Annotated in this window: 25 protein-coding genes and 1 pseudogene; 18 read left to right on the top strand and 8 right to left on the bottom strand. The window is 61.7% G+C overall.

The window, feature by feature from the left end; all coding sequences use genetic code 11:
• Positions 1-288: 288 nt before the first annotated feature.
• Together dprA and tldD are read right to left on the bottom strand one after the other, a co-directional pair.
• Positions 289-1509, bottom strand: coding sequence for a DNA-processing protein DprA (gene dprA, locus ACM62R_RS03200; protein ID WP_415182627.1), 1221 nt, complete (start codon positions 1507-1509; stop codon positions 289-291).
• Positions 1510-1733: 224 nt separating this feature from the next.
• Positions 1734-3155 carry a metalloprotease TldD gene (tldD, locus tag ACM62R_RS03195; protein WP_415182626.1) on the bottom strand — a complete coding sequence of 474 codons (1422 nt, stop codon included), beginning with the start codon at positions 3153-3155 and terminating at the stop codon, positions 1734-1736.
• A 218-nt stretch (positions 3156-3373) separates the two neighbouring features.
• Here tldD and coxB point away from each other — a divergent pair, with 218 nt between their 5' ends.
• From coxB to ACM62R_RS03145, 10 genes are all read left to right on the top strand, one after another.
• Complete coding sequence (gene coxB / locus ACM62R_RS03190; RefSeq protein WP_415182625.1) at positions 3374-4201, top strand: cytochrome c oxidase subunit II; 828 nt, start codon at positions 3374-3376, stop codon at positions 4199-4201.
• Between the two features lie 64 nt (positions 4202-4265).
• A complete protein-coding gene (gene cyoE / locus ACM62R_RS03185; RefSeq protein WP_415182624.1) occupies positions 4266-5198 on the top strand; it encodes a heme o synthase in 933 nt (310 codons plus the stop codon).
• Positions 5198-5398, top strand: coding sequence for a hypothetical protein (locus ACM62R_RS03180; RefSeq protein WP_415182623.1), 201 nt, complete (start codon positions 5198-5200; stop codon positions 5396-5398). Before cyoE ends, ACM62R_RS03180 begins: the two co-directional genes overlap by 1 nt.
• Complete coding sequence (locus ACM62R_RS03175) at positions 5395-5973, top strand: cytochrome c oxidase assembly protein (protein ID WP_415182622.1); 579 nt, start codon at positions 5395-5397, stop codon at positions 5971-5973. The genes ACM62R_RS03180 and ACM62R_RS03175 overlap by 4 nt, the downstream gene beginning before the upstream one ends.
• A gap of 34 nt (positions 5974-6007) precedes the next feature.
• A complete protein-coding gene (locus ACM62R_RS03170; protein ID WP_415182621.1) occupies positions 6008-6808 on the top strand; it encodes a cytochrome c oxidase subunit 3 in 801 nt (266 codons plus the stop codon).
• Between the two features lie 73 nt (positions 6809-6881).
• Entirely contained in the window at positions 6882-7562 is a 681-nt protein-coding gene (locus tag ACM62R_RS03165; protein ID WP_415182620.1) for an SURF1 family protein, read from the top strand.
• 10 nt (positions 7563-7572) lie between these two features.
• A complete protein-coding gene (thrC, locus tag ACM62R_RS03160) occupies positions 7573-8964 on the top strand; it encodes a threonine synthase (RefSeq protein ID WP_415182619.1) in 1392 nt (463 codons plus the stop codon).
• A complete protein-coding gene (locus tag ACM62R_RS03155; RefSeq protein ID WP_415182618.1) occupies positions 8961-10223 on the top strand; it encodes a M16 family metallopeptidase in 1263 nt (420 codons plus the stop codon). The genes thrC and ACM62R_RS03155 overlap by 4 nt, the downstream gene beginning before the upstream one ends.
• The gene (locus ACM62R_RS03150) at positions 10223-10807 is read left to right on the top strand and encodes a GNAT family N-acetyltransferase (RefSeq protein WP_415182633.1); all 585 of its coding nucleotides are present in this window, start codon (positions 10223-10225) and stop codon (positions 10805-10807) included. Before ACM62R_RS03155 ends, ACM62R_RS03150 begins: the two co-directional genes overlap by 1 nt.
• 66 nt (positions 10808-10873) lie before the next feature.
• Entirely contained in the window at positions 10874-12283 is a 1410-nt protein-coding gene (locus tag ACM62R_RS03145; RefSeq protein WP_415182617.1) for an FAD-binding oxidoreductase, read from the top strand.
• Between the two features lie 198 nt (positions 12284-12481).
• Here the strand turns inward: ACM62R_RS03145 and ACM62R_RS03140 are convergent, their stop codons facing one another.
• Positions 12482-13015 carry an adenine phosphoribosyltransferase gene (locus ACM62R_RS03140; protein WP_415182616.1) on the bottom strand — a complete coding sequence of 178 codons (534 nt, stop codon included), beginning with the start codon at positions 13013-13015 and terminating at the stop codon, positions 12482-12484.
• Positions 13016-13135: 120 nt separating this feature from the next.
• Here ACM62R_RS03140 and ACM62R_RS03135 point away from each other — a divergent pair, with 120 nt between their 5' ends.
• From ACM62R_RS03135 to ACM62R_RS03110, 6 genes are all read left to right on the top strand, one after another.
• A complete protein-coding gene (locus ACM62R_RS03135; RefSeq protein WP_415182615.1) occupies positions 13136-14569 on the top strand; it encodes an FAD-linked oxidase C-terminal domain-containing protein in 1434 nt (477 codons plus the stop codon).
• A 61-nt stretch (positions 14570-14630) separates the two neighbouring features.
• Positions 14631-15713, top strand: a complete 1083-nt coding sequence (locus ACM62R_RS03130; RefSeq protein ID WP_415182614.1) for an FAD-binding protein — start codon at positions 14631-14633, stop codon at positions 15711-15713.
• Positions 15713-16993, top strand: coding sequence for a glycolate oxidase subunit GlcF (gene glcF / locus ACM62R_RS03125; RefSeq protein ID WP_415182613.1), 1281 nt, complete (start codon positions 15713-15715; stop codon positions 16991-16993). The genes ACM62R_RS03130 and glcF overlap by 1 nt, the downstream gene beginning before the upstream one ends.
• A gap of 37 nt (positions 16994-17030) precedes the next feature.
• Entirely contained in the window at positions 17031-17828 is a 798-nt protein-coding gene (locus tag ACM62R_RS03120; RefSeq protein WP_415182612.1) for a trypsin-like serine peptidase, read from the top strand.
• Complete coding sequence (locus tag ACM62R_RS03115) at positions 17825-18649, top strand: trypsin-like serine peptidase (protein WP_415182611.1); 825 nt, start codon at positions 17825-17827, stop codon at positions 18647-18649. The genes ACM62R_RS03120 and ACM62R_RS03115 overlap by 4 nt, the downstream gene beginning before the upstream one ends.
• Before the next feature lie 199 nt (positions 18650-18848).
• Entirely contained in the window at positions 18849-19316 is a 468-nt protein-coding gene (locus ACM62R_RS03110) for an Hsp20 family protein (RefSeq protein ID WP_415182610.1), read from the top strand.
• 78 nt (positions 19317-19394) lie between these two features.
• Here the strand turns inward: ACM62R_RS03110 and ACM62R_RS03105 are convergent, their stop codons facing one another.
• Genes ACM62R_RS03105 through ACM62R_RS03090 form a run of 4 tightly spaced genes read right to left on the bottom strand, consistent with a single transcriptional unit; the run spans position 19395 to position 22485 of the window.
• On the bottom strand, positions 19395-19727 hold the full coding sequence (locus tag ACM62R_RS03105) for a TfoX/Sxy family protein (RefSeq protein WP_415182609.1): 333 nt from the start codon (positions 19725-19727) through the stop codon (positions 19395-19397).
• Positions 19728-19756: 29 nt separating this feature from the next.
• The gene (gene recR / locus ACM62R_RS03100; protein ID WP_415182608.1) at positions 19757-20359 is read right to left on the bottom strand and encodes a recombination mediator RecR; all 603 of its coding nucleotides are present in this window, start codon (positions 20357-20359) and stop codon (positions 19757-19759) included.
• A 7-nt stretch (positions 20360-20366) separates the two neighbouring features.
• A complete protein-coding gene (locus ACM62R_RS03095; protein WP_415182607.1) occupies positions 20367-20711 on the bottom strand; it encodes a YbaB/EbfC family nucleoid-associated protein in 345 nt (114 codons plus the stop codon).
• 10 nt (positions 20712-20721) lie between these two features.
• Positions 20722-22485 (bottom strand): DNA polymerase III subunit gamma/tau, encoded by a 1764-nt coding sequence (locus ACM62R_RS03090; RefSeq protein ID WP_415182606.1) that lies wholly within the window; start codon positions 22483-22485, stop codon positions 20722-20724.
• Between the two features lie 400 nt (positions 22486-22885).
• On the opposite strand from ACM62R_RS03090, the gene rpsD reads away from it, so the two are divergent.
• Positions 22886-23506, top strand: coding sequence for a 30S ribosomal protein S4 (rpsD, locus tag ACM62R_RS03085; protein ID WP_415182605.1), 621 nt, complete (start codon positions 22886-22888; stop codon positions 23504-23506).
• Positions 23507-23809: 303 nt separating this feature from the next.
• On the opposite strand, the gene ACM62R_RS03080 is transcribed toward rpsD, so the two are convergent.
• Positions 23810-24196: an SAVED domain-containing protein gene (locus tag ACM62R_RS03080; RefSeq protein ID WP_415182604.1), complete on the bottom strand. Its 387-nt coding sequence runs from the start codon at positions 24194-24196 to the stop codon at positions 23810-23812.
• Positions 24197-24335: 139 nt separating this feature from the next.
• Here ACM62R_RS03080 and ACM62R_RS03075 point away from each other — a divergent pair.
• A pseudogene (locus tag ACM62R_RS03075) lies at positions 24336-24809 on the top strand (transposase); the annotation flags it as partial.
• Positions 24810-24940: the final 131 nt, after the last annotated feature.

Below are 24940 nucleotides of genomic sequence, written 5' to 3'. Positions count from 1 at the left end.
GATCACGGGTGTGGGGGTGCCGGTTAGGCGGACCAGCCGGGCCGCAGGCATGCCAAGGCTGTGCAAAAACCAAACCCGCGTCACCAGGCCGGAAACAGCAGGCGTTTTGCCGCATCAGAAAACCCCGGTGTTCATCAAAACGCGGTATCAATCACGGACACAGCCGTTGGCTAGCCCGCGTAAATCAAAATGCAATAGCCACACCATGGCGATGGATATGTCATCGACCCGGTGACAGATTGGTGATGTCGCGCTTGGCGGACGGGCAGCAATATGCCCCGCTGCCTCTTAGACAACGCGGGTCAGCAACCCACCCGGTTGACGGGCAATGACACCGTCCATTTCCAGCAGTAAAAGCTCTTGCGCCAGCTTGGCTGCGGGCAAAGACAGATCACGGATCAATTGATCTTCGGCCAAAGGGCTGGGCCCCAGCCGATCGAGTATGGACTGATGCAAGGCCCTCGTCTCAGATGTGGGGCGCGACTTGTGGACTATGTCACGCACCAAAGGGGGCGGCACATCGCCTGTCGCAGGCGCCTCCTTCATGGTTGTAACTGCAAGGTTTTCGCCGCGCGCCTTCGGGCTGATGACGGAGGGATGGGCTGACTGTTCCTCTCCACAACCCAACCCGGCCAAAATATCCTCTACTCCGCGCACTAAAAGAGCACCGTCGCGGATCAGCATGTTGCACCCACTGGCGCGCGCGTCCAATGGGTGGCCCGGAACCGCCATTACCTCTCGCCCCTGATCCAGCGCATTGCGCGCCGTGATCAGACTGCCGGACCGTGCCGCAGCCTCAATCACCACCACCGCGCGGCCAAGCCCCGATATAATCCGATTGCGCATCGGAAAGTGGCGTGCCTGTGGCTCCAACCCGAAAGGTTGTTCCGATAGACGCAGGCCGCGCACGGCAATGTCCTTCGCCAGGGCAGTGTTCTCTGCCGGGTAGATCACATCAACCCCGCCCGCCTGAACCGCCACTGTGCCACTGGCCAGCGCTGCATGATGCGCCGCCGCATCTACGCCGCGCGCCAACCCTGATACGACAACATATCCCGCAGCCCCCAACCCTTCGGCCAGTTTGCGCGCCATCCTTGTGCCCAGTGACGATGCGTTGCGCGCGCCCACCAGCGCCACCATGGGGCGCGTCAGCAGTGAAACATCACCCATGGCCCAAAGCACCGGCGGCGCATCTGATAGCTCGGCCAAAGCCGAGGGATACGACGGCTGCCCATGACACAGCATCTGTGCCCCCAGTCGCCGGGCGGCCTTCATCTCGGCCAACGCAACCCCTTCGGGGCAGGCGGCATATTGCGCAACCCCTGCCGCGCGAGCAATTTCCGGCAGCGCGTCAAGCGCCACCGCTGCTGATCCGTGTTCCGCCAAAAGCCGATAAAACGTCGCAACCCCAACACGACGGGAACGAATAAGGCGGAGGAAGGATAGTTTATCTTCTTCCGTGGTGGGTGGGGTGAAGGGGGTGGGGTAAGAAAACAAACTCTCTGCCATCAGGTCCTCCGCCTCATTCGCCCCTTTGTCTAGCCGCCTTAACCTTAACAAGTGGTTTACGGCGCAGTGATTCGATCTCTTTTTCTAAAAATTGTCATCACGCCCAAAGAAACCTACCACCCTGAACCGAAATACCCCGCCCCATCAAAAAACACTTTTCGGCTTTTTTTTGGCAAAACTACTCCCGCCGGAGGCGAAGATCTCAACGTGCAGACCGCCACCTATTATGCGCCAGCCCCCCCAACCGTCAGCCCGCCAATCATCAGCGTCGGTTGGCCCACCCCGACCGGCACCCATTGCCCGGCCTTGCCGCAGTTGCCGATGCCAGGGTCCATCGCCATATCATTTCCGATCGCGCGGATCGCCCGCATTGCGGTGGGGCCGTCGCCAATCAGGGTTGCGCCTTTCACGGGGGCACCGATGATGCCGTTTTTTACGCGGTATGCCTCGGTGCAGGAAAACACGAATTTGCCGTTGGTGATGTCAACCTGCCCCCCGCCAAAACCGACAGCATAGATGCCGTCTTTCAGGCTGGCGACAATATCGGCCGGCTCACTGTCGCCGCCCAGCATATAGGTGTTGGTCATCCGCGGCATCGGTATGTGGGCATAGCTTTCGCGTCGCCCGTTCCCGGTTGCAGCGACGCCCATCAGGCGCGCATTCTGGCGATCTTGCATATAGCCAACCAGGATACCGTCGTCGATCAGGACATTCCGCCCCGAAGGCGTGCCCTCGTCATCAACCGAGATACTGCCGCGCCGGTCCGGTATGGTGCCATCATCCAGCACCGTCACCCCACGCGATGCCACCTGCTGGCCCATCAGCCCCGCAAAGGCCGACGTCTTTTTGCGGTTGAAATCCCCCTCAAGCCCATGCCCCACGGCTTCGTGCAGCAGAATGCCGGGCCAACCGGCCCCTAAAACCACGTCCATCATCCCCGCAGGCGCCGCTTCGGCCGAAAGGTTGACCAATGCGATGCGCAACGCTTCACGCGCCACACCTTGCCAGTGGTCCGGCGCCATCAGCCCCGCAAGCCCGTAGCGCCCGCCACCGCCCATGCCCCCCGATTCGCGCCGCCCGCCCTGTTCGACAATCACCGACACGTTCAGCCGCGCCATCGGCCGGATGTCAGATACAAGCCCGCCTTCGGGGCGCAGGATGAACACCTCTTGCAGGCTTGCCGCGACTGTGGCTGAAACCTGCACCACGCGCGGATCGAGCGCGCGGGCAAAGGCGTCGATCTCGCGTAACAGGTCAATTTTTGCCGCGAAGGGCGCATCCCCCATCGGATCGGCATCGGTATAAAGGCGCAGGTTGGTGCCTTGCGGGGCGGGCGCCAGCGTGCCGCCACCATCGCCCACAGCAAGGCGGGCGGTTTCCGCGGCGCGGGTCAGGGCAGCCTCGGAAATCTCGGTGGCGTGGGCGTATCCGGCCACATCGCCGCGAACAGCGCGCAGCCCAAACCCTTCCGAGGCATCGTAGCTTGCGTTCTTTACCCGGCCATCGTCAAAAACCAGCGCCTCAGACCGGCGCCGCTCCAGGAACAATTCGCCATCGTCGGCCCCGGCCACAGCCCCGCGCAACACAGCCAGCGCGCGGTCAGAGTCGATCATCGTTTCAAAGGGTGCAAAGCGGTCTTCGGTCATCTGGGGGTCCCTTTAATGCTTGATCTGCATGAAAAAGTGGTACGGTGTCGCAGTTTGACTTGTCGCCACCCCCCTAATATGGTTTTAAAATAGTCCTACACAACAGGGGATCGGCGAAGGGACGCGCCGAGACACTGTTGCGCGGCAGGGAGAGCCGCTTCAGGGAACGGGAAAACACCATGCGCTTTGCGATCATTCGCCATGGCCTGACGGCCGCTATGACTACGACCCTCGCAGCCGGGGCCGCGCTGGCCCAGGATGCGATCACCGGACTGGAGGTAGTGGGCAAGCCACACTCTGGCGGCCTCGGTTTCCAGCCCGCCGCAACGGAACTTGCGCGCGATCAGCAATGGCTGGACCACATGCTATTGTGGATTACCGGGGCGATCACGGTTCTGGTGGTGCTACTGTTGATCTACGCGATCATCCGTTTCAACCGCCGGGTCAACCCGACGCCGGCACGGTTTACCCACAACACGCCCATCGAGATCACCTGGACGGTGGTGCCGATACTGATTTTGGTGGTGATCGGGTCGTTCTCATTGCCGATCTTGTTCAAACAACAGGAAATTCCCGCGGGCGACATTACCATAAAGGTAACCGGATACCAGTGGTACTGGGGCTATGAATACCCTGATGAAGGGGTTTCCTTCGACTCACTCTTGCTGGCGAAAGAAGATCTGGAAGAATACGGCTATGCGCCGGATGAGTATCTGCTGGCGGCAGACAATGCCATGGTCGTGCCCGTCAACAAGACGATCGTGGTTCAGGTAACCGGTGCGGATGTGATTCATTCCTGGACGGTTCCGGCCTTTGCGGTCAAGCAGGACGCGGTGCCGGGGCGGATTGCGCAACTGTGGTTCAAGGCAGAAAAAGAGGGCGTCTATTTCGGTCAGTGTTCCGAGCTTTGCGGCCAGTCTCACGCGTATATGCCGATCACCGTGAAAGTCGTGTCTGACGAAGTCTACGCTGATTGGCTTGAACGCGCCAAGAACGACTTTGCGGCCGCGCCAGTGGCGCCGGTCAAGGTTGCGGCGTCCGAATAAGGCGCCCATGTGAGGCGCGCGCCGGGGAGCGGCGCGCCGCTGATCAACCGCAGGGGAGAGCGGAATGAGTGATATCAGCCTTTATGACGACAGCCGCGAGGCGCAGTTTGGTGACTTTGTTGCGCTGCTGAAACCGCGGGTCATGTCGCTGGTCGTGTTTACCGCCTTGGTGGGGCTGTTGGTGGCGCCGACGCCGGTGCATCCGTTTGTTGGCTTCACCGCGATCTTGTTCATTGCGCTGGGCGGCGGCGCGTCGGGCGCGCTGAACATGTGGTATGATGCCGATATTGACCGGATCATGAAACGCACCCGCAACCGCCCGATTCCCGCTGGCAAGGTGACCGAGGGCGAGGCGCTGGGCTTTGGTCTGGGGCTTGCCGGGATATCCTGCGTGATGCTGGCCTTGGCGGCGAATGTGTTTGCCGGGCTTTTTCTGGCCTTTACCATCTTCTTTTATGCGGTGGTCTATTCCATCTGGCTGAAACGCTCGACCCCGCAAAACATCGTGATCGGCGGCGCGGCGGGGGCGTTTCCACCGATGATCGGCTGGGCGGTGGCAACGGGCGGGGTCAGTCTGGAATCATTGGCGATGTTCGCCATTATCTTCTTGTGGACGCCGCCGCATTTCTGGGCGTTGGCGCTGTTCATGAAGGAGGACTATTCCAATGCGGGCGTGCCGATGCTGACCGTCACGCATGGGCGCAAGGTCACGCGAAAGCATATTCTGGGCTACACGTTGGTTCTGGCACCCGTGGCGTTGGCCACCGCGTTTACCAGCATTGGCGGCCCGGTTTACCTGATAACCGCGCTGGTGATGAACGCGCTGTTCATTCGCGGCGGCTACCGGATCTGGCGGCGCGAAGAAGCTGCCGCCGAGGCCGATGGTTACCGTGCGGAAAAGCGGTTCTTCCGCTTTTCACTGGCTTATCTGTTTGCGCATTTTACGGCCCTTTTGGCCGATGCAGCGCTTCGATCCTTGGGTTTTGGGGGTTGGTAATGGCAATCACAAAAGATCATGAACTGCACAAACGTCGATTTGGCCGCAACATGGGACTGGGCGCGGTCTTGCTGGCCTTTGCGGCGCTGGTTTTCGGGCTGACCATTGTCAAGGTGGGAAACGGCGGCAAGATGGAGGCGTTTGACCATCAGCCGCGTGTGTCGGCACTGCCCGCCCCCGGCGCGGAGGCAGAAAATTGAGCGCGACGTCAAACAACCGGATGGCGGTTCGCCTTGTTGGCCTTGTGGTGCTGATGGGGGCGATGGCTTGGGCTGCGGTGCCGTTTTACGACTGGTTTTGCCGCACTACCGGGTATGGCGGCACAACCAACGTTGCCGAACGCGCGTCTGATGTGGTGCTGGACGAATTGGTAACGGTCCGGTTTGATGCCAATGTCGCCAAAGGGATGGCGTGGAAATTCCGTCCGCTGCAAAATCAGATGACGCTGAAAATCGGTGAAACCGGGCTGGCGTTTTACGAGGCCGTCAATACCTCGGACAGGGTCATTGCGGGCACGGCCAGCTATAATGTCTCGCCGGATGTCGCGGGTTACTACTTTGACAAGATCCAGTGTTTTTGTTTCACCCAGCAGGTGTTGCAGCCCGGTGAGCGGGTGGAAATGCCGGTTTCCTTCTATGTTGATCCGGAAATTGTGAACGACGCGGATGCCGGGCGCATCCGCAATCTTACCCTGTCCTATACTTTTTATGAAACCGATCTGCCGGAGGACAAGCAGGCGTCATTGACGCCCCTAACCCCGGCCCCCGTCAACTGAGGCCCAACAGGGACAACCGAAAGCGGATAAGACCATGGCGCACGCAAAAAACCACGATTATCACATTCTGCCCCCCTCGATCTGGCCGCTGCTTAGCGCGCTGGGGGCGTTCATCATGCTCTTTGGCGCGGTGCTTTGGATGAAGGACATGGGCTATTACATGTTCTTCGGCGGGCTGCTTGTTGTGCTTTATTGCATGTACGGCTGGTGGTCCGAGGTGGTCCACGAAGGGCAGGTGGGCGATCATACCCCGGTGGTGCGGATCGGCCTGCGCTATGGGTTCATCTTGTTCATCATGTCCGAGGTGATGTTCTTTTCGGCATGGTTCTGGAACTTTTTCAAACATGCGATGTATCCGATGGGGCCGCAAAGCCCTGCGGTTGATGGGGTCTGGCCGCCTGCCGGGATTGAAACTTTCGACCCTTGGCACCTGCCGCTGATCAATACCGTCGTGCTGCTGCTGTCGGGCGTCACGCTGACTTGGGCACACCATGCGCTGGTGCATGAAAACAATCGCCGGGATGTTACCAACGGGTTGATCCTGACGGTCATCCTGGGGGTCAGCTTTACCGTTTTGCAAGCACTTGAGTATAGCCACGCCGCCTTTGGTCTTGCCGGTAATATTTATGGTGCCAGCTTTTTCATGGCGACCGGGTTTCACGGCTTTCACGTCATCATTGGCACCATTTTCCTGACGGTCTGCCTGGTGCGTGTGCTGAAAGGGCATTTCACCCCCGAACAGCATGTCGGTTTTGAGGCTGCCGCGTGGTACTGGCACTTTGTCGATGTGGTCTGGCTGTTCCTGTTTGCTTCGATATATGTCTGGGGTAGCTGAAAGGCTGCCCACCTGTGACTATCTTCAGGCGCGAGGGCTGGCCCCTCGCGCTGCCGTATTTGAAGGAACCGCCATGCGCCACATCGTCTTTCCGCTGATCCTCGGGGTGGGGGGGGTGGCGATTCTGTTATCGCTTGGTTTTTGGCAATTGCGTCGGCTGGAGTGGAAGGAAACGATTCTGGCTGAGATTTCTGCCCGAATCGACGATGTGCCACATGAATTGCCACCGGCGGCAGATGCAGACCCCGAGGCGTTGAAATACACCCCCGTGCAGGTGGACGGCGCCACGACGGGCGAGGAAATCCTGGTATTGTCGGGGCAAAAGGGCATCGGCCCCGGTTATGAGGTGATCGCAGCGTTTGAAACCGGCGCCGGGCGCCGGGTGCTGCTGGATCGTGGCTTCCTGCCAGAGGCGGGGCGCTATGCCGCCCGCCCGCCGGTGCCGCTGATCGTCACCGGAAATCTTCATTGGCCAGCCGAGGTCGACAGCTACACCCCCGCACCGGATTTAGGCGCCGGGGTTTGGTTCGCGCGCGACGTGCCTGCCATGGCCGCGCATCTGAAGACCGAACCGTTGCTGATTGTCGCGTCGCATGTGGCGGGGGATGCGCAGGGGGTAGCGCCGGTGCCTTTGGGCATCACCGGCATTCCGAATGACCATTTGAACTACGCAATCACATGGTTTTTGCTGGCGGCGGTCTGGTCGGGGATGACAGCGTTCCTTCTGTGGCGTATCAGGCAAAAACAAATCTGAGGGCGGATTGATGCGTTATATCTCTACGCGGGGGCAGGCCCCGGTTCTGACTTTTGGCGAGGCGATGCTGACCGGGCTGGCCCGCGACGGCGGTCTTTATGTGCCCGAGACCATTCCGACGCTGACCCCTGCTGACATTGCCGCGATGGCCGGGCAAAGTTACGAAGAGGTTGCCTTTCGGGTGATGCGCCCCTTTACCGGCGACACTTTCACCGACGATGAGCTGCGTGGCGCGCTGGCCCGTGCCTATGCGGGCTTTGGCCATGCCGCCCGTGCGCCCCTGGTGCAGCTTGCCCCCGGCCATCACCTGCTGGAACTGTTTCACGGCCCGACGCTTGCGTTCAAGGACTTTGCGATGCAGGTCATCGGCCAGCTTTTCCAGATCGTGCTGGCACGCGAGGGCAAGCGGATCACCATTGTCGGGGCCACCTCTGGCGATACCGGATCGGCGGCGATCGAGGCGTTTCGCGGGCTGGACAATGTTGATGTGTTCATTCTGTTCCCCCAAGGCCGCGTGTCGGATGTGCAGCGCCGGCAGATGACCACGCCCGCCGAAGCCAATGTTCATGCGCTGGCACTGGCCGGTGATTTCGACGACTGTCAGGCGCGTGTGAAGGATATGTTCAACGATTTCGCCTTTCGCGATGGCGTTGGTCTGGCAGGGGTGAACAGTATCAACTGGGCGCGCGTTCTGGTGCAGGTGGTCTATTATTTCACTGCCGCAGTCAGCCTTGGCGCGCCCGGCCGCAAGGTCAGCTTTACCGTGCCGACCGGCAATTTTGGCGATATTTTTGCAGGCTACATTGCCCGCGAAATGGGGCTGCCGATTGACCGGTTGGTGATCGCCACCAACCAAAATGACATCTTGCACCGCTGCCTGACCGGCGGGCGCTATGAAACGAACGGGGTCAAACCCTCGATCAGCCCGTCAATGGACATTCAGGTTTCTTCAAACTTTGAGCGCGCCTTGTTCATGGCCTACGGGCAGGACGGTGGTGCGGTGGCGCAGTTGATGGACGAGTTGAAGGCCAAGGGCGGCTTTGCGGTCAGTCAGGGCGCGCTGCAAACCTTGCGCGAAATCTACACCACGGGTCGCTGCTCTGAAGCGGAGACAACCGCAATGATCGCGGCAGAGCTGGCAGCCTCAGGCGAGTTGCTTTGCCCTCATTCCGCCGTTGCGGTCAAGGTGGCGCAAGACCATATCACCCCGCCCGTTCCCATGGTCACGCTGGCCACCGCACACCCCGCCAAATTTCCCGATGCGGTCGAGGCGGCCACCGGGCGGCGCCCGGCACTGCCCCCCCGTATGGCTGATCTGTTTGACCGGCCCGAACGTGTGACCTCTGTTCCCAATGATCTGGCTGCGCTGGAAGCGCTGATCCGTGAAAGGCGCCATAATTGACGATTGAACTGACTACCCTGCCCAACGGGCTGCGGATCGTGACTGAAAACATGCCGGGGCTGGCCTCGGCCTCGGTTGGGGTGTGGGTCGCAGCGGGCGGCCGCCACGAGCGGGCCGAGCAAAACGGCATTGCACATTTTCTGGAGCATATGGCCTTCAAGGGCACCTCCCGGCGCACCGCGTTGCAGATTGCCGAGGAGATCGAGGACGTTGGCGGCTATATCAACGCCTATACCTCGCGCGAGATGACGGCCTATTATGCCCGTGTCTTGCAAGCCGATGTGCCGCTGGCGCTTGATGTCATTTCGGATATCGTTCTGAACCCGGTGTTTGATGCGCGCGAGATCGAGGTCGAACGCCATGTGATCTTGCAAGAGATCGGGCAGGCGCTGGATACACCGGACGATATCATCTTTGACTGGCTGCAAGAGGCGGCCTACCCCGATCAGGCAATTGGCCGCACCATACTGGGCCCCGCGGAACGGGTGTCTGCCTTTGGCCGTGATGATCTGGCGGGGTTCGTGGCTGAACATTACGGACCAAACCAGATGATCGTGTCGGCGGCCGGTGCCGTGGACCATGAGGCGATTGTGCGTCAGGCCGAACTGGCGTTTGGCCATCTGGCGCCGGTGACCCAATCGCCACTGCAAAAGGCCCGCTGGATCGGGTCCGAACGGCGCGAGGTCAAAGACCTTGAACAGGTGCATTTTGCGCTGGCATTGGAGGGGCCAGGGTTTCTTGACCCCGATCTTTACACCGCGCAGATTTATTCCACGGCCATGGGCGGGGGTATGTCATCGCGTCTGTTCCAGAAGATCCGCGAAGAGCGGGGATTGTGCTATTCGATCTTTGCGCAGGCGGGGGCCAATGAAGATACGGGGATGTTCACCGTCTATGCTGGCACCTCGCAAGCCGAGATTGGCGCGCTTTGCGGTCTGACGATAGATGAGCTGAAACGCGCAGCCGATGACATGTCGGAAACTGAGGTTGCCCGTGCGCGCACCCAGATGAAGGCCGGGATGCTGATGGGGCTGGAAAGCCCTTCGGGCCGTGCTGAACGTATGGCGCGCAATCTGGCGATCTATGGCCGCGTGCCCGATCTGACCGAAATGACAGCCAAGATCGAGGCCGTCAGCACAGGAATGGTGCGTGACTATGCCGGGCGGTTGATTGGCGGGGGCAAATCCGCATTGGCGCTATATGGCCCGGTCGCAGGCGCGCCCGCGCTGGAACGGCTGCGCGAAGGGCTTGCCGCGTGATGTTGACGCGCCGGCGCAAGCTGCGGCTTGAGACCGAGCGGATGACGCTTCGGTTGCCGGTCCATTCGGATTTTCGGCCATGGTCGACGCTACGGGTGGAAAGCCGCGCGTTCCTGACCCCATGGGAGCCAAGCTGGTCGCCCGAACACCTTAGCCGCAAATCGTTTGCCAACCGGGTCTATTGGGCCGCACGGGCCAGCGCCGGAGGCACCGCGCTGCCGCTGTTCATCTTTCGCCGGGCTGATGAGGCCCTTCTGGGGGCGATCACCTTGGACAATATCCGCCGGGGCCCTGCCCAGGCAGGAACACTGGGGTATTGGGTGGGCGAAAGCTATGCGCGCCAGGGGTATATGCGAGAGGCGATCCGCGCGGTCGTGCATCATGCGTTTTCCGTGCTGGAGCTGAGCCGCGTCGAGGCCGCTTGTCTGCCCGAAAATGCCGCCTCGCGCGGGGTGCTGGAAAAATCCGGTTTCAAGTATGAGGGGGTGGCGCAAAGCTATCTTCAGATAAACGGGCGCTGGCGCAATCATGTGCTTTACGCCAATCTGCGTGGCGACAGGCGGGGGCGGACCGACATCGGTTGACGCCGGGGGTTTTGCACCCCCGGACCCCCGCAGAGTATTTGGACCAAACAAAAGACGGAAAATGTCATGTTGAACCCGGCGGATACGGAATTTGCCGCAACCTTGGTGCGATCAGTGCCGGGATTGCGTTTGCGCGCCGCCGAAGCGCGCTATCTGGAAGAGCCGCGCGGGCGCTACCACGGAGGTGCCGCGTTGGTGGCGCTGCCCGAAACGGTGGATGAGGTTGCTGGCGTGATCCGCACAGCGGCGGCCGCGCGCGTAGGGGTCGTGCCTTACGGCGGTGGCACCGGGTTGGTGGGGGGTCAGGTCTGGCCGGGGGCGGTGCCGCTGGTGTTATCGCTGGAGCGGATGACGGCAGTGCGGGCGCTGGACCCGGTGGGGAATGTGATGGTGGTTGAGGCCGGGGCAATACTGGCAGATGTGCAGATGGCGGCGGGCAGTGTGGGGCGGATGTTTCCTCTTGGACTGGCGAGCCAGGGATCGGCGCGTATTGGCGGGTGTCTGGCCACCAATGCGGGTGGGGTAAATGTGCTGCGCTATGGCAGTACGCGCGATCTTTGTCTGGGGGTTGAGGCTGTTTTGGGCGATGGCACCATTTTGCGCGGGCTGAAGCGGTTACGCAAAGACAATACCGGCTATGATCTACGCAACCTGCTGATCGGATCGGAAGGCAGTTTGGGGGTAATTACCGCAGCCAGTTTGCGCATGTTTGAGCCGCCTGCACGGGTAGGCACGGTGATGATGACGATTCGGGACCCGGCGGCTGCCCTGTCCTTGTTGGCACTTGCCGAGGCACGGATGGCGGGTTGCATTTCGGCGTTCGAATTGATTTCAGGGCAGGGTCTGGCGTTTCTGGAGGAAGTTTTGCCGGACCTGCGCCAGCCATTTGAGCCGCGGCCCGACTGGGCAGTGTTGATTGAGATAGGTGTTCCTGCGGCGATGGATCCTGAAGTGGCCTTGGCGGATCTGTTTGACGCGGGGTTGTCATCTGGATTGGCCCATGATGCGGTGATCGCCCAGAATGAGCTACAGCGCGCCGCATTCTGGGCTGTGCGCGAGAGCCTTCCGATTGCCAACCGCCGGATTGGTGCTGTCTCAAGCCATGACATTTCAGTGCCGCTGGCGAAGCTACCAGAGTTTATCGCGGCGGCGAGTGCCGCGGTAGCGGCGCTGGGATCTTTTCGGGTCAATTGCTTTGGCCATGTTGGTGATGGAAATCTTCATTACAATGTGTTTCCTGTGCCGGGTCAGGGGCGCGGCGATGACGCGTTGCGTGCGGCCGTGAAGGCCACGGTGCACGGTGTCGTGGACGAATTCGGGGGCTCGGTTTCGGCTGAACACGGCATTGGACGGCTGAAGGTCGACGATCTTGAGCAGTTCGGTGACCCCGGTAAGCTGGCCGCGATGCGCGCGATCAAGGCGGCACTGGACCCGGCGGGGATCATGAACCCCGGCGCGGTGCTGCGCTACGTCTGAGACGCACGGGTAAGCGGTGACGGAAAAGATGTGCGCCCTGCCGGGGGACACCGGGCAGGGCGCCGCGCTTTTGGTTCACGTGTTTGCAAGCAGCCGAACCATCAGGCAAGGGAACGTTTAGGGGGATTCGGGTTTCCAAATGCTTACCGGCGCCAGGGTGACGCGTATTTTTAGATCACGCGGCAAAAGAGTGGGCAATCAGGCGCCCTCAAACTCGCATAGTGCATGGACGTTCATGCCAAGGTCTTTCAACCGTTTGCGGCCGCCAAGTTCGGGAAGGTCAATGATGAAAGCACAACCGACAACCTCGGCCCCCAGACGACTGGCCAGCGTGATCGCGGCCTCGCAGGTGCCGCCGGTGGCCAGAAGATCGTCGACGATCAGCACCCGTTCACCCGGTTTCAGGGCGTCTTCGTGGATCTCCATGATCGCCTCGCCGTATTCCAGCGTATAGGATTGGCTGATCGTCTGGCCCGGCAACTTGCCTTGCTTTCGGATCGGAACAAACCCCTTGGTCAGTTGGTGCGCGATGGCGCCCCCCAGGATAAAGCCGCGCGCCTCAAGCCCGACGACCTTGTCGATATGCGCCCCGGCGTAGGGGTGCAAAAGCTGGTCAATCGCCATGCGAAAGCCACGCGGATCAGCGAAAAGTGTCGTCACATCGCGAAACAGGATCCCTGGGTGGGGGAAATCAACGATGGTGCGAATATAATCGCGGACTGTTTTGTGCATGGGTCGGCCCTAATGATTGTGCGGATCTGCGTAGCACCGGGTTGCCGAGGACGGCAAGTAGGGAAGGCCGTTGGCTTTTTATCGTAAGCGGATATAATTTTCGCCAACCACGGAGTTTTTATGCAGATGCCCCCTCCCAATCCGGCGATCCTCGCGCGTAAGGCGCAGATCGTCGCGCGCTTGCGGGCCGTGTTGCCCGATGACAGGGTCATCGACGATGCCGCCGAGACGCGCGTTTACGAATGTGATGCGCTTTCGGCCTATCGCTGCCAGCCGCTTGCGGTGGTCTTGCCGCGTAACACTGGCGAAGTGGCGGCTGCCCTGCGGATCTGCCATAAGGAGGGCGTGCCGGTGGTGCCGCGCGGGGCGGGGACCAGCCTTGCCGGTGGCTCGATGCCGTCAGAAGATGCGGTGGTGTTGGGGCTGGCGCGTATGAACGCGGTGCTGGAGGTGGATTATCCCAATCGGTTTATCCGGGTTGAGGCCGGGCGCACCAATCTTTCGGTGACGGATGCGGTCGAGGCAGACGGATTTTTCTATGCGCCGGATCCATCCAGCCAGTTGGCCTGTGCGATTTCTGGAAATATCGCGATGAATTCGGGCGGTGCGCATTGCCTGAAATACGGGGTGACGACCAATAACCTTTTAGGCGTCACGCTGGTTACCATGGCGGGCGAGGTGTTGGAGATCGGCGGAGGGTATCTGGATGCGCCGGGGCTGGATTTGCTGGGGGTGATCTGCGGGTCCGAAGGGCAGCTTGGCGTTGTGACCGAGGCCACCTTGCGGATACTGGCCCGGCCCGAGGGGGCGCGCCCGGTCCTGATTGCCTTTGACAGCAGCGAGGTGGCGGGTGCCTGCGTGGCTGACATCATCCGTGCAGGCGTGTTGCCGGTGGCGATAGAGTTCATGGACCGCCCCTGTATCCGCGCGACCGAGGATTTTGCCCATGCTGGCTACCCCGATTGCGAGGCGTTGCTGATTGTCGAGGTTGAGGGCGCCGAGGCCGAGATTGATGAGCAGTTGGGCCTGATCCGGCAGATCGCGGCACGCCACGCGCCTGTCGAGTTTCGCGAAGCGGCAACCGAGGATGAGGCGCGTCGGATCTGGCTGGGGCGCAAATCCGCGTTCGGCGCGATGGGGCAAATCAACGATTATATGTGCCTTGATGGCACCATCCCGGTTTCGGCGCTGCCCGAGGTGCTGCGGCGCATTGGCGAGATGTCGGCCAAGGCGGGTCTGGACGTGGCCAATGTATTTCACGCGGGTGACGGCAATATGCATCCGCTGATCCTTTATGATGCGAACCTGCCCGGCGATCTGGCCCGATGCGAGGCGCTGGGGGCCGACATTTTGAAACTATGCGTCGAGGTGGGCGGCTGTCTGACCGGTGAACATGGTGTCGGGATTGAAAAGCGCGACCTGATGGCGGTGCAGTTTGCCCCACCGGATCTGGAGGCACAGATGCGCGTCAAGGACGTGTTCGACCCCAGGTGGTTGCTGAACCCTGCCAAGGTATTTCCGCTTGCGGTAAGTGCCGCCCGGCGGGCCGGATGAACGCGTCTTGGGCTGTTTGCGTCTTGCCGGATCGTCGATGCCAAACCGAAAGCAGGTCTGCATGAAAGTTGAGAGTGAACGCCAGTTGGCCGAGGCTGTCCGCGACGCCACAGAGCCGTTGCAGATTGTCGGCGGTGGCACCCGGCCGGTGGGCGCGGGGGTGGGCAGGCAGCTGGAGGTCGCGATAAGGGGCGTGTCGTTATACGAGCCGGCGGCGCTGACGCTGGTTGTCGGTGCGGGAACGCCGCTGCGCGAAGTAGAGGCCCTATTGGCCGCCGAGGGGCAGCGCCTGCCGTTTGAGCCGGTCCGCTGGGGGCCGGTGCTGGGGGCCAAGGGTGAAAGCACGATTGGCGGTGTGGTGGCGGCCAATGTATCGGGGCCGCGCCGGGTGCAGGCCGGGGCGTGCCGCGACAGTCTGATTGGCGTGCGGTTTGTTGACGGCACGGGGGCTTCGGTCAAGAACGGCGGACGGGTGATGAAAAATGTCACTGGCTATGATCTGGTCAAACTACTGGCCGGGTCCTGGGGCACGTTGGGTGTATTGAGCGAGGTCAGTTTCAAACTGCTGCCCGCCGCCTACACCCATGCGACGCTGGTTCTGCCTGATCTGACGGCGGGTGACGCGGTGGCGGCCCTGGCGGTGGCGCTTGGCTCGCCTTATGACGTGACCGGGGCGGGTTGGCTTCCGGGGGAGGGGGCGCTGATACGGGTCGAGGGGCTGGCGGACTCGGTTGCCTATCGCGCCGGGCGGCTGGCCGAAACTCTGGGCCGTTTTGGCGCCATCCGAATTGAACGCGAGGGCGGGGCTACGCTTTGGCACGATCTGGGCGAGGTTGCGCCGTTTAAGGGGCGGCCGGGCAATCTGTGGCGCTTTTCGGTAAAGCCGTCTGATGCGCCGGGGCTGGTGGCGCGGTTAGGCTGCCCGGTGGTGCTGGATTGGGGCGGTGGGCTGGTCTGGGCTTTGACCGCAGAAGGGGTGGATGCGCGCACGCAGGCTGCCCCTTTTGGCGGGCATGCAACCTTGATGCGCGGGTCTGGAGCCGGGGTGTTTCATCCCGAACCCGCACCGCTGGCTGCATTGGCAAGGGGCCTGCGCGCCCGGTTCGACCCGCGCGGCATATTCAACCCCGGAAGGATGGGCTGATGCAGACAAATTTCACTGAACATCAACTTGCCGATCCCCGCATCGCGCGCGCAAATCAAATCCTTCGCGCCTGTGTGCATTGCGGCTTTTGCACCGCAACCTGCCCGACCTATCAGCTGTTGGGGGATGAGCTGGATAGCCCCCGTGGCCGTATCTATCTGATCAAGGAGATGCTGGAACAGGACCGGCCCGCAGACGAAAAAACCGTCAAACATATCGACCGCTGCCTAAGTTGTCTGGCCTGCATGACCACCTGCCCGTCGGGGGTGCATTACATGCATCTGGTGGATCATGCGCGCGAACATATTGAAAAGACGTATAAACGCCCGCTGAAAGACCGTGCGTTGCGCTGGCTTCTGGCACGAGTGCTTCCCTATCCGGGGCGGTTCCGGCTGGCGCTCATGGGCACCCGGATGGTGCGGCCCTTTGCGCGGTTCCTGCCCGATGCGCGGCTGCGCGCGATGGTGGCGATGGCTCCAAGGCAGATCCCCGCCATCAGCCCCAATGATACGCCCCAGGTGTTTGCGGCCACCGGCCCGCGCCGGATGCGCGTGGCGCTGCTGACCGGCTGCGCGCAAAAGGCGCTGAACACCGATATCAACGATGCCACGATCCGCCTGTTGCGCCGTCTGGGATGCGAGGTGGTCGTGGCGCGCGGCATGGGGTGCTGTGGCGCGTTGACCCTTCACATGGGCAAGACCGGCGAAAGCCATGCACAGGCAGCGGCCAACATCCGCGCCTGGATGGCGGAAAAACCCGCCGGCCTTGATGCGGTAGTGATCAATACCTCGGGCTGCGGCACCACGGTCAAGGACTATGGGCATATGTTCCAGGATAGCCCATTAGCCGCCGACGCCGCCGAAGTGGCCGCACTGGCCTGCGATATTTCCGAACTGCTTGCGCGGCTTGGCCTGCCGGAGGGCGCACCCAAGGGGCTGCGCGTCGCCTACCACGCCGCCTGTTCACTACAGCACGGCCAGCAGATCAAGAGCGCGCCCAAGGCGCTGTTGCAGCGGGTGGGCTTTGAGGTGGTCGAACCTGCTGATGCGCATTTATGCTGCGGCTCGGCCGGCACCTACAACCTGCTTCAGCCCAAGATTGCGGCTGAATTGAAGCGCCGCAAGGTCGCCACGCTTGAGGCCAAAACGCCTCAGGTCATCGCCGCCGGAAACATTGGTTGCATGATGCAGATCGGGTCGGGAACCGGGGTGCCGGTGGTGCATACGGTCGAATTGCTGGATTGGGCTCTGGGTGGCCCGAAACCGCCCGCATTGCCATAATCTCGCCCCACCCGACGCCTAACTTTGACGGATACCGATGGCCGGAGAAACAATGCGCCGCCTTGCCCTTATCCTTACCGCGCTTGCCGCACTGGCCACGGCCCCCGTCCTGGCCAAGGATGCAGCCCTCCAAAGCCTGACCACCGGCGACGAAAGCCGCGGCTGGGAAGGTGTCGGGCGGCTGGATCTGGGCGGTAACAGTTTTTGCACCGCATCGCTGATAGCGCCGAACCTGGTCCTGACGGCGGCGCACTGCCTGTTTGCGCGCGATAGTGGCCAGATGATCGACGCCGCACAGATCCGCTTTCTGGCGGGGTGGCGCAACGGTCGTGCCATGGCTTACCGGGGCGCGCGCCGGGCACTGGCACACCCCGATTACCGCTATGAGGGCCGCGATAAGGTAAGCCGGGTGGCCTGGGATCTTGCCCTGGTGGAACTGGACCAGCCAATCCGCCTGCCCTCAATCCAGCCCTTCATTGTCGATACGACCCTGCGTCTGGGCGAAACCGTTGGCGTTGTCTCATACGCCCATGACCGCGCCGAAGCGCCCAGCCTGCAAGAGGTCTGCGAGGTGCTCAACCGCGAAGCCGGGGTGCTGCTGCTTTCCTGTGCGGTTGATTTCGGCTCGTCCGGCGCACCCGTATTCGCGATGCGCAGTGGCGAACCGCATATCGTCTCGGTCGTCTCGGCCAAGGCCGAAATGAACACGCGCAAAGTGTCGCTTGGAACGCTGGTTGACGCCGTGGCAGATCTGCGCGCCGCATTGGAGGCCCCGGCGGGGCAGGGGGCGGGTCAGTTCGTGCCTCAGACCGGTGCGAAATTTCTTAGACCATGAACACCCCTGCGCTGACCCTCGCAGCCGTATTGATCTTTGCGGGCGCGTCTGACGCGCAAAATACTGGCCTGCGCCGCCTGACCCAACGCGACCAGATTTTCGGCTGGGAGGCGGTCGGCCGCGTCGATCTGGGCATGAACGGGTACTGCACCGGCACCCTGATCGCTACGGATCTGGTGCTGACGGCGGCGCATTGCCTTTATAACGGGGCCGCCGCCCATGCCCCACGCGACCCGGCCAACATGCGCTTTCGCGCGGGGCTGACCGATGGCCAGGTAATTGCCGAGCGTGGCGTGGCGGCTGCGGTGGCCCACCCCGGATACACCGCCGACGCGCCGATCAGCGCCCGCAACGTGCAACATGATCTAGCACTCTTGCAGCTCGACAGCCCGATCCCCGCCGCCCTTGCCGCCCCGTTCGCGGTCAATCCCCCGGGCCCCAAAGGCACGTCGGTCAGTGTCGTGTCCTACGCTCAGGGGCGGTCCGATGCGCTATCGTGGCAACGTGTCTGCACCGTCTTTGGTCGCACCAAAGGGTTGGTCGGTTTTGACTGCGATGTTGATTTTGGCTCCTCGGGCGCGCCAGTGTTCGACCGCTCAGGCACGCGCCCTCGAATCGTTTCGGTGGTTTCCGCCGGGGCGCGCAGCGCCACCGGAACCCGTGCCTGGGGGATGGAGTTGCCTGCCCTGCTGGCCGAGCTGAAAGCTGCCCTGCGTGCCGGGCGTGGCGTGCTCACCCCCGGTCAAACACCTCACACCACCCTTAAATCAAAACCCGCTCCGGCCCGGCGCAGCAACGGCGCAAAATTCCTGCGCCCCTGATCCAGCCGCTTTTGTTTGGCGCAAATACTCCCCGCGGAGCGTCCCGCCCAGGATCATATCTCCTGCCGATCACCCTCTTGAAACCCGGTCAACGCCTTCCCAAATTCACCCTGTCAGGGTGCCGCAACCGGGCCTTGGCATGAACCGCCTGGCCCCGATGGGGCGGGTAAACAAACCATCGCTCAAATGAGGATGCGACATGAGAAACTTTGACCTTACCCCCCTCTACCGCGCTACTGTCGGCTTTGACCGGGTCGCTGACATGATGGACCGTGTCATGACCGCGGATGTGACCCAGCCCACTTATCCGCCCTACAATATTGAAAAGGTGGGCGAAAACGCTTATCGGATATCGATTGCGGTGGCGGGTTTTGCGGTAGATGACCTCTCGGTCGACTTGCGTGACGGCACTTTGATCGTTGCGGCCACCAAGGCCACCGACGATTCCGAGCGCCATTATTTGCACCGTGGCATTGCCACCCGCGCGTTCGAGCGCCGTTTCGCGCTGGCGGATCACATGCGCGTAACCGGTGCGGCCCATGTTGATGGGATGTTGCACATTGACCTCGCCCGGGAACTCCCCGAGGCGCTCAAGCCTCGCCGGATCGAGATTTCGGCGCCAGCCGCGCGTGAACAGACGGTAGAGGCAAAGGCCGTCGATAGCTGATCCGCAGCAGATCACACGAACATGTCACGGGCGAAAGGGATGTCGCCCGTGACATTCGGGTTCCATAGTGGCGGTCAATCAGCGTTTCTTGCGCGGCGACTTTGGCTTTGGTGCAGGTAGCGCCTCGGCAAGAACCTGAAATAGGCCTGCCAGCCAATCGGCGTCTTCCCACTGGTCAGGGGGCAGCTGAAAATGGCTTTTCGCGCCGGGGTAGGGAAAACCCTCGGTGACCTCTTTCAAATAGGCGCGCGCAGGGTCTATCGGTTTGATGAACAGGCAATCGTCGCATAAAAGGCCGACTACCTTACCATCGCAGTAAACCGCATATTCACCAAACATCTTGCGCAGGCTCACGCCCGCATTTCCAGATTGTTCCAGCAGGAATTCGGCCGTTTGCGCGCGGGTTGCCATCTGGGTGTCTTCCTTACCTTTGACGCCGCCTAGAAGCTCTTGCGCGCCCGTAGTGCCGCCTGGATGGTGCCATCATCCAGGTAGTCAAGTTCGCCACCGATCGGTACCCCCTGGGCAAGACTGGTCACGGACACGCCGCGCCCTTCCAGCGCCTCAGCGATGTAATGGGCGGTGGTTTGCCCGTCGACCGTGGCATTCAGCGCCAGGATCACCTCGGTAATGCCTTCAGCACCGATCCGGTCCAGCAGGCGCGGGATGCCCAAATCTTCGGGGCCGATAGCGTCAAGCGCACTCAGCGTGCCGCCCAGAACGTGGTAGCGCCCCTTGAAGGCCTGCCCGCGCTCCATCGCCCAAAGATCGGCCACGTCTTCGACCACGCAGATTTCGCCGGAGGCGCGACGCGGGTCGGTGCAAATGCCACAAATATCGCCGCCGGTGATATTGCCGCAGCGCAGACATTCGCGCGCAGTTTCGGCAACATGCGCCATTGTCGTAGCCAAAGGCGCCATCAGCGCACCGCGCCGCGCGATCAGATGCAGCACCGCGCGCCGTGCCGAACGCGGGCCAAGCCCCGGCAGCCGTGCCATCAGCCCGATCAGGTCTTCTATCTCGTCCGACGCGCCGCGGGTCACTGGCGGCTCAGATCGGCAGGTTCATATCGGCGGGCAGGCCCATTTCTTCGGCCAGCTTTGCCATTTCGGCCTGCGTGCGTTCGGCGGCGCGTTTTTGCACGTCTTTGATCGCGGCAAGGATCAGGTCTTCGACCACCTCCTTATCGTCGGCCTTGAAAATCGCGGGGTCGATCTTGAGCGAGGTCAGCTCGCCCTTGGCGGTGGCTTCGGCACGCACCAGCCCGGCCCCGGATTCGCCCTGCACGATGATCTGCGTCAGCTGTTCTTGCAGCGCGGCCATCCGCGTCTGCATGTCTTTTGCGGCTTTCATCATCTTGGCCATGTCGCCCAAGCCGCCTAAACCTTTGAACATCCTGCTCTCCTTAGTTGTCCTCGAACGGATCCCATTCATCCTCGACCTCGGGCAGCGCATCAAAGCTGGCCTGAAGGTTAAGGGCTTCCGGGGTTCTGATATCGTCTATCTTCGCGCCGGGGAAGGCGGCAAAAATTGCCTGCACCAGCGGGTTTTCCATCGCCTCGGCTTCGGCGGCGCGGCGGTCTGCGTTGCGCGTTTCAAGCAGGGTTTCCCCGCCGCCGCTGTTCGTCACGCAAACGCCCCAGCGCACCCCGGTCCAGCCCTGAAGGCGGGCCGCAAGGTTTGCGGCCAGATCGCGCGGCGCATCGGGTGTGGGTTCAAACTCGATCCGGCCGGGGCTATAGCGCACCAGCCGCAGATGCCCCTCGACATCAAGCAGCAGTTTCACATCGCGCATCCGCCGGATCAGTTCAACCACGTCGTCGAATTGCGAAAACCGGGCAAGGGCAGATTCGGGCTGATGCGCCAGTGCGGTTGCCGCCCCGCCGGACCCGGTCGGGCCAGAGGTGGGGAAACGGCCTTGCGCCACCGGTGTGGCATGCACCGGCCCACCCCCTGAAGGCGCCGCGCCACCGGGGCCACCGGGGCCCGGCGATGTGGTGCCGGGGCCTTGCTGAATGCGCTTTAGCAGCATTTCGGGGTCCGGCAGATCAGCGACATGGGTCAGCCGGATCACGGCCATTTCTGCGGCCATCATCGCGTTGGGGGCGGCGGCCACCTCTTCCAGCGCCTTCAAAAGCATCTGCCACATTCGCGTCAGAACCCGCATCGGAATAGCGGCGGCCATGGCCTGCCCGCGGGCGCGTTCATCCGGTGGCACGGTCGGGCCTTCGACCGCCTCGGGGGTGATCTTGATCACCGAAATCCAGTGGGTGATTTCGGCCAGATCGCGCAGCACCGCCATCGGATCGGCGCCATCAGCGTATTGGCCCGACAGTTCAGTCAGGGCCGCCGCCGCTTCGCCCTTCAGGATCATGTCAAACAGATCAAGCACGCGGCCCCGGTCCGCGAGCCCCAGCATGGCACGCACCTGCGCCGCCGAGGTTTCGCCCGCGCCATGCGCGATTGCCTGATCCATCAGGCTCATCGCGTCGCGCACAGAGCCTTCGGCGGCGCGGGTGATCAGCGCCATGGCATCGGGTGCAAGGCTTGCCCCCTCCAGCCCGGCGATACGGGCCAGATGCGCCAACATCACCTCGGGCTCGATTCGCTTCAGATCAAACCGCTGGCAACGCGACAGAACGGTGACAGGCACCTTGCGAATTTCCGTGGTGGCAAAGATGAATTTGACGTGCGCAGGCGGCTCTTCTAGCGTTTTGAGCAGCGCGTTGAAGGCGCTGGTCGACAGCATATGCACTTCGTCGATGATATAGACCTTGTAGCGCGCCGAAGCTGCCCGGTAATGGACCGACTCGATGATTTCGCGGATATCGCCAACACCCGTGCGCGAGGCGGCGTCCATTTCCATCACGTCGACATGCCGGCCCTCAGCGATGGCGACGCAATGTTCGCAGGTCAGGCAGGGTTCGGTCGTGGGGCCGCCGTTTCCGTCAGGGCCAATGCAGTTCAACCCCTTGGCGATGATCCGGGCGGTCGTGGTCTTGCCGACCCCGCGCACCCCCGTCATCACGAAAGCATGGGCGATCCGGCTGGCGGCAAAGGCGTTTTTCAGCGTGCGCACCATCGCATCCTGGCCGATCAGATCGGCAAAGGTCGCGGGGCGGTATTTGCGGGCGAGAACCTGATAACCGGTATCGGGCGTGTCAGACATAGGGCAGGCTCCTTGCGGCTGCGGCGCAGTCTAGACGGCTGGGCGGGGGACGTAAACGGGGAGCATTGCGCAAAACCCCAATACCGCGGGCATCGCCAATCTGGCGCGGCGCTGAACCTGCCTCTTGACTCGGTCAGGGGGGGCTATATAAGCCCGCCATCCCGGTGCCGCGAGGTGCCGGGTCATTCATTGGTGTTGGTGGACCCCGCAAGGGGAACCCTGTCGCCCGAAACCCTGTAGAGGGTTGGGGGAAAGGACAACGCCCTTCGAGCTTTCACTGCCGATCAGGTGGGGCTTGCCAGATGGAACCATGGCGCAGCGTAATCCGCGCCGACGGTTTCAAAGGCAAGATCCGATTTTCGGAAGGCGGGGAAGGCGCACATAAAGAAGGAGATCAGCCGTGACGAAACGCACGTCTGCCAAGTATAAAATTGACCGCCGCATGGGCGAAAACATCTGGGGCCGCGCGAAATCGCCGGTTAACCGTCGTGAATACGGCCCGGGTCAGCACGGCCAGCGCCGCAAAAACAAGCTTTCCGATTTCGGCACTCAGCTGCGTGCAAAGCAAAAGCTGAAGGGTTACTATGGTGACCTGACCGAAAAACAGTTCCGCAAGATCTATGGCGAAGCCGAGCGGGTCAAGGGTGACACCGGCGAGAACCTCGTAGGTCTGCTGGAGCGTCGCCTGGACGCCGTGATCTATCGCGCGAAATTTGTGCCGACCGTGTTTGCGGCCCGTCAGTTCGTGAACCACGGCCATATCACCGTCAACGGCGCGCGCGTGAACATCGCGTCCTACCGCGTGAAAGAGGGCGATGTGATCGCCGTTCGGGACCGCTCGAAGCAATTGGCAATCGTGCTGGAATCGGTGCAACTGACCGAACGCGACGTGCCGGATTACCTGGAGGTCGATCATTCGAAAATGACCGCAACCTTCGTGCGCACCCCCACGTTGGCGGACGTTCCCTACCCGGTCGTGATGGAACCGAACCTGGTCGTCGAATTCTACGCCAAGAACTGATCCTTCGGGTTCAATCCGTTCACGGGCCGCGCCGCAGGGTGACGCTTTTCGTGAGGTGGGAGCCTCGAAGCTGACGATTCCTGCCGTGCGTGCCCCAGAAAAAATGCTGCGTCCTTCCAGGGCGCAGCAAAATTATGAGTAAAAACCCTTGTTGGGTGGTAGATATGGGGCGATTGCCACCGTTCTTCAAAAGGTAAATTCTGGAAAGCCAATCGTGAAAGCGAACGCCAAGTCACCGGACTTCTGGAAGCCAGCGATGAGCAGTGCGACTTACACTGAAGAACGTGCTGATCTCTTGATTGATCATCTAATAGAGTGTCGAAGTGAAAATCCTTGGCCTGCGATCTGATCATAGATTGTAAATGAAGGGTGCGCCTTCGGTTGCCACGTCCGACCAAAACTGATTGCACATGCTGCCGGGATTGCCGGAAAGACAGACAGATCGACCTCCATCCCGTGCTGGTTCTTGATCGCATCCAAGGTCTTGTCGACAAGCTCGCGGTACTCAGTCAGATCTGCTTTATTTCGAAGCTCACTTGCGCCAAACCGACTGCCCTGGATTTCCCAGATGGGGATTTCATCGCCGCGCAGGGGCTGCGCAACGCGATCGTCGGATACGCTCGCCGTCACCGACAATTCAAGAGTCACCTTTTTCTGCCCGTCTTGACCCGTCGAGCACCGCGGCGGCATCCTGGTCCTTGCCGGAGATGTCGTCCTCCCCGCTTCTAAAATTACCAAGCAAGGCGTCTACAAATCTAGGGGCTATTGACCTGCCACGGGATTTTTCCGCCATCTGGGATTAGGGTCCGGCCCAACAAAGGGACGGACAATGAAGCGAACGAGATACAGCGAAGGGCAGATCATCGGCATTCTGACCGAGCACGCGATATGCGCGAAGTGTGCCGACCTTTGCCGCGAGCATGGCCCGTCGGAGGGCACCTTCTACGCCTGGAAGGCCAAGTATGGCGGGATGACGGTGTCGGATGCGAAGCGGCTGAAGTCACCGGAAGATGAGAATGCAAAGCTGACGAAGCTTCTTGCGGAACAGATGCTGGATAGCGAGACCTTTGCATGCCATTGGTCCGAGGACAATGGTCGCGCGCAAAGAAGGAACTACTCTCAAAAAATGGCAGCGTCCGCCGCGAAGCGCGAGGCTGTCGCGCATCTTCAGGCCAAGCTGGGCCTGTCGGAGCAGCGGGCCTGCCGCCTTGTTGATGTGGATCGCGAGATGATCCGCTACCAGCCCATTCGACCGGCCGAGACCGAACTGTGCCAGCGGCTGCAGGATCTGGCCACTGAGAGATCGGAATTGGAGCGCCATTGGTCCGAGTCACAATGGAGATGGTTTGGCTAACCTGCGGATTTCGCGGAGAATGGGCGCTGATTTCGCGCGATCGTGGGCACGCGTTTCGCGCCATGTTGGATGCTGATTTT

The sequence above is a fragment of the Phaeovulum sp. genome, assembly GCF_047638075.1.
Classification (GTDB): Bacteria; Pseudomonadota; Alphaproteobacteria; order Rhodobacterales; family Rhodobacteraceae; genus UBA6197.
Note: the sequence above shows the minus strand (reverse complement) of the source record. Positions and strands in the feature narration are given on the sequence as shown.

Coding starts and splice junctions, on each gene's coding strand:
- dprA (WP_415182627.1), bottom strand. CDS start 1,509: ATGGCAGAGAGTTTGTTTTCTTACCCCACCCCCTTCACCCCACCCACC.
- tldD (WP_415182626.1), bottom strand. CDS start 3,155: ATGACCGAAGACCGCTTTGCACCCTTTGAAACGATGATCGACTCTGAC.
- coxB (WP_415182625.1), top strand. CDS start 3,374: ATGACTACGACCCTCGCAGCCGGGGCCGCGCTGGCCCAGGATGCGATC.
- cyoE (WP_415182624.1), top strand. CDS start 4,266: ATGAGTGATATCAGCCTTTATGACGACAGCCGCGAGGCGCAGTTTGGT.
- ACM62R_RS03180 (WP_415182623.1), top strand. CDS start 5,198: ATGGCAATCACAAAAGATCATGAACTGCACAAACGTCGATTTGGCCGC.
- ACM62R_RS03170 (WP_415182621.1), top strand. CDS start 6,008: ATGGCGCACGCAAAAAACCACGATTATCACATTCTGCCCCCCTCGATC.
- ACM62R_RS03165 (WP_415182620.1), top strand. CDS start 6,882: ATGCGCCACATCGTCTTTCCGCTGATCCTCGGGGTGGGGGGGGTGGCG.
- thrC (WP_415182619.1), top strand. CDS start 7,573: ATGCGTTATATCTCTACGCGGGGGCAGGCCCCGGTTCTGACTTTTGGC.
- ACM62R_RS03150 (WP_415182633.1), top strand. CDS start 10,223: ATGTTGACGCGCCGGCGCAAGCTGCGGCTTGAGACCGAGCGGATGACG.
- ACM62R_RS03145 (WP_415182617.1), top strand. CDS start 10,874: ATGTTGAACCCGGCGGATACGGAATTTGCCGCAACCTTGGTGCGATCA.
- ACM62R_RS03140 (WP_415182616.1), bottom strand. CDS start 13,015: ATGCACAAAACAGTCCGCGATTATATTCGCACCATCGTTGATTTCCCC.
- ACM62R_RS03135 (WP_415182615.1), top strand. CDS start 13,136: ATGCAGATGCCCCCTCCCAATCCGGCGATCCTCGCGCGTAAGGCGCAG.
- ACM62R_RS03130 (WP_415182614.1), top strand. CDS start 14,631: ATGAAAGTTGAGAGTGAACGCCAGTTGGCCGAGGCTGTCCGCGACGCC.
- glcF (WP_415182613.1), top strand. CDS start 15,713: ATGCAGACAAATTTCACTGAACATCAACTTGCCGATCCCCGCATCGCG.
- ACM62R_RS03120 (WP_415182612.1), top strand. CDS start 17,031: ATGGCCGGAGAAACAATGCGCCGCCTTGCCCTTATCCTTACCGCGCTT.
- ACM62R_RS03115 (WP_415182611.1), top strand. CDS start 17,825: ATGAACACCCCTGCGCTGACCCTCGCAGCCGTATTGATCTTTGCGGGC.
- ACM62R_RS03110 (WP_415182610.1), top strand. CDS start 18,849: ATGAGAAACTTTGACCTTACCCCCCTCTACCGCGCTACTGTCGGCTTT.
- ACM62R_RS03105 (WP_415182609.1), bottom strand. CDS start 19,727: ATGGCAACCCGCGCGCAAACGGCCGAATTCCTGCTGGAACAATCTGGA.
- ACM62R_RS03095 (WP_415182607.1), bottom strand. CDS start 20,711: ATGTTCAAAGGTTTAGGCGGCTTGGGCGACATGGCCAAGATGATGAAA.
- ACM62R_RS03090 (WP_415182606.1), bottom strand. CDS start 22,485: ATGTCTGACACGCCCGATACCGGTTATCAGGTTCTCGCCCGCAAATAC.
- ACM62R_RS03080 (WP_415182604.1), bottom strand. CDS start 24,196: ATGCCGCCGCGGTGCTCGACGGGTCAAGACGGGCAGAAAAAGGTGACT.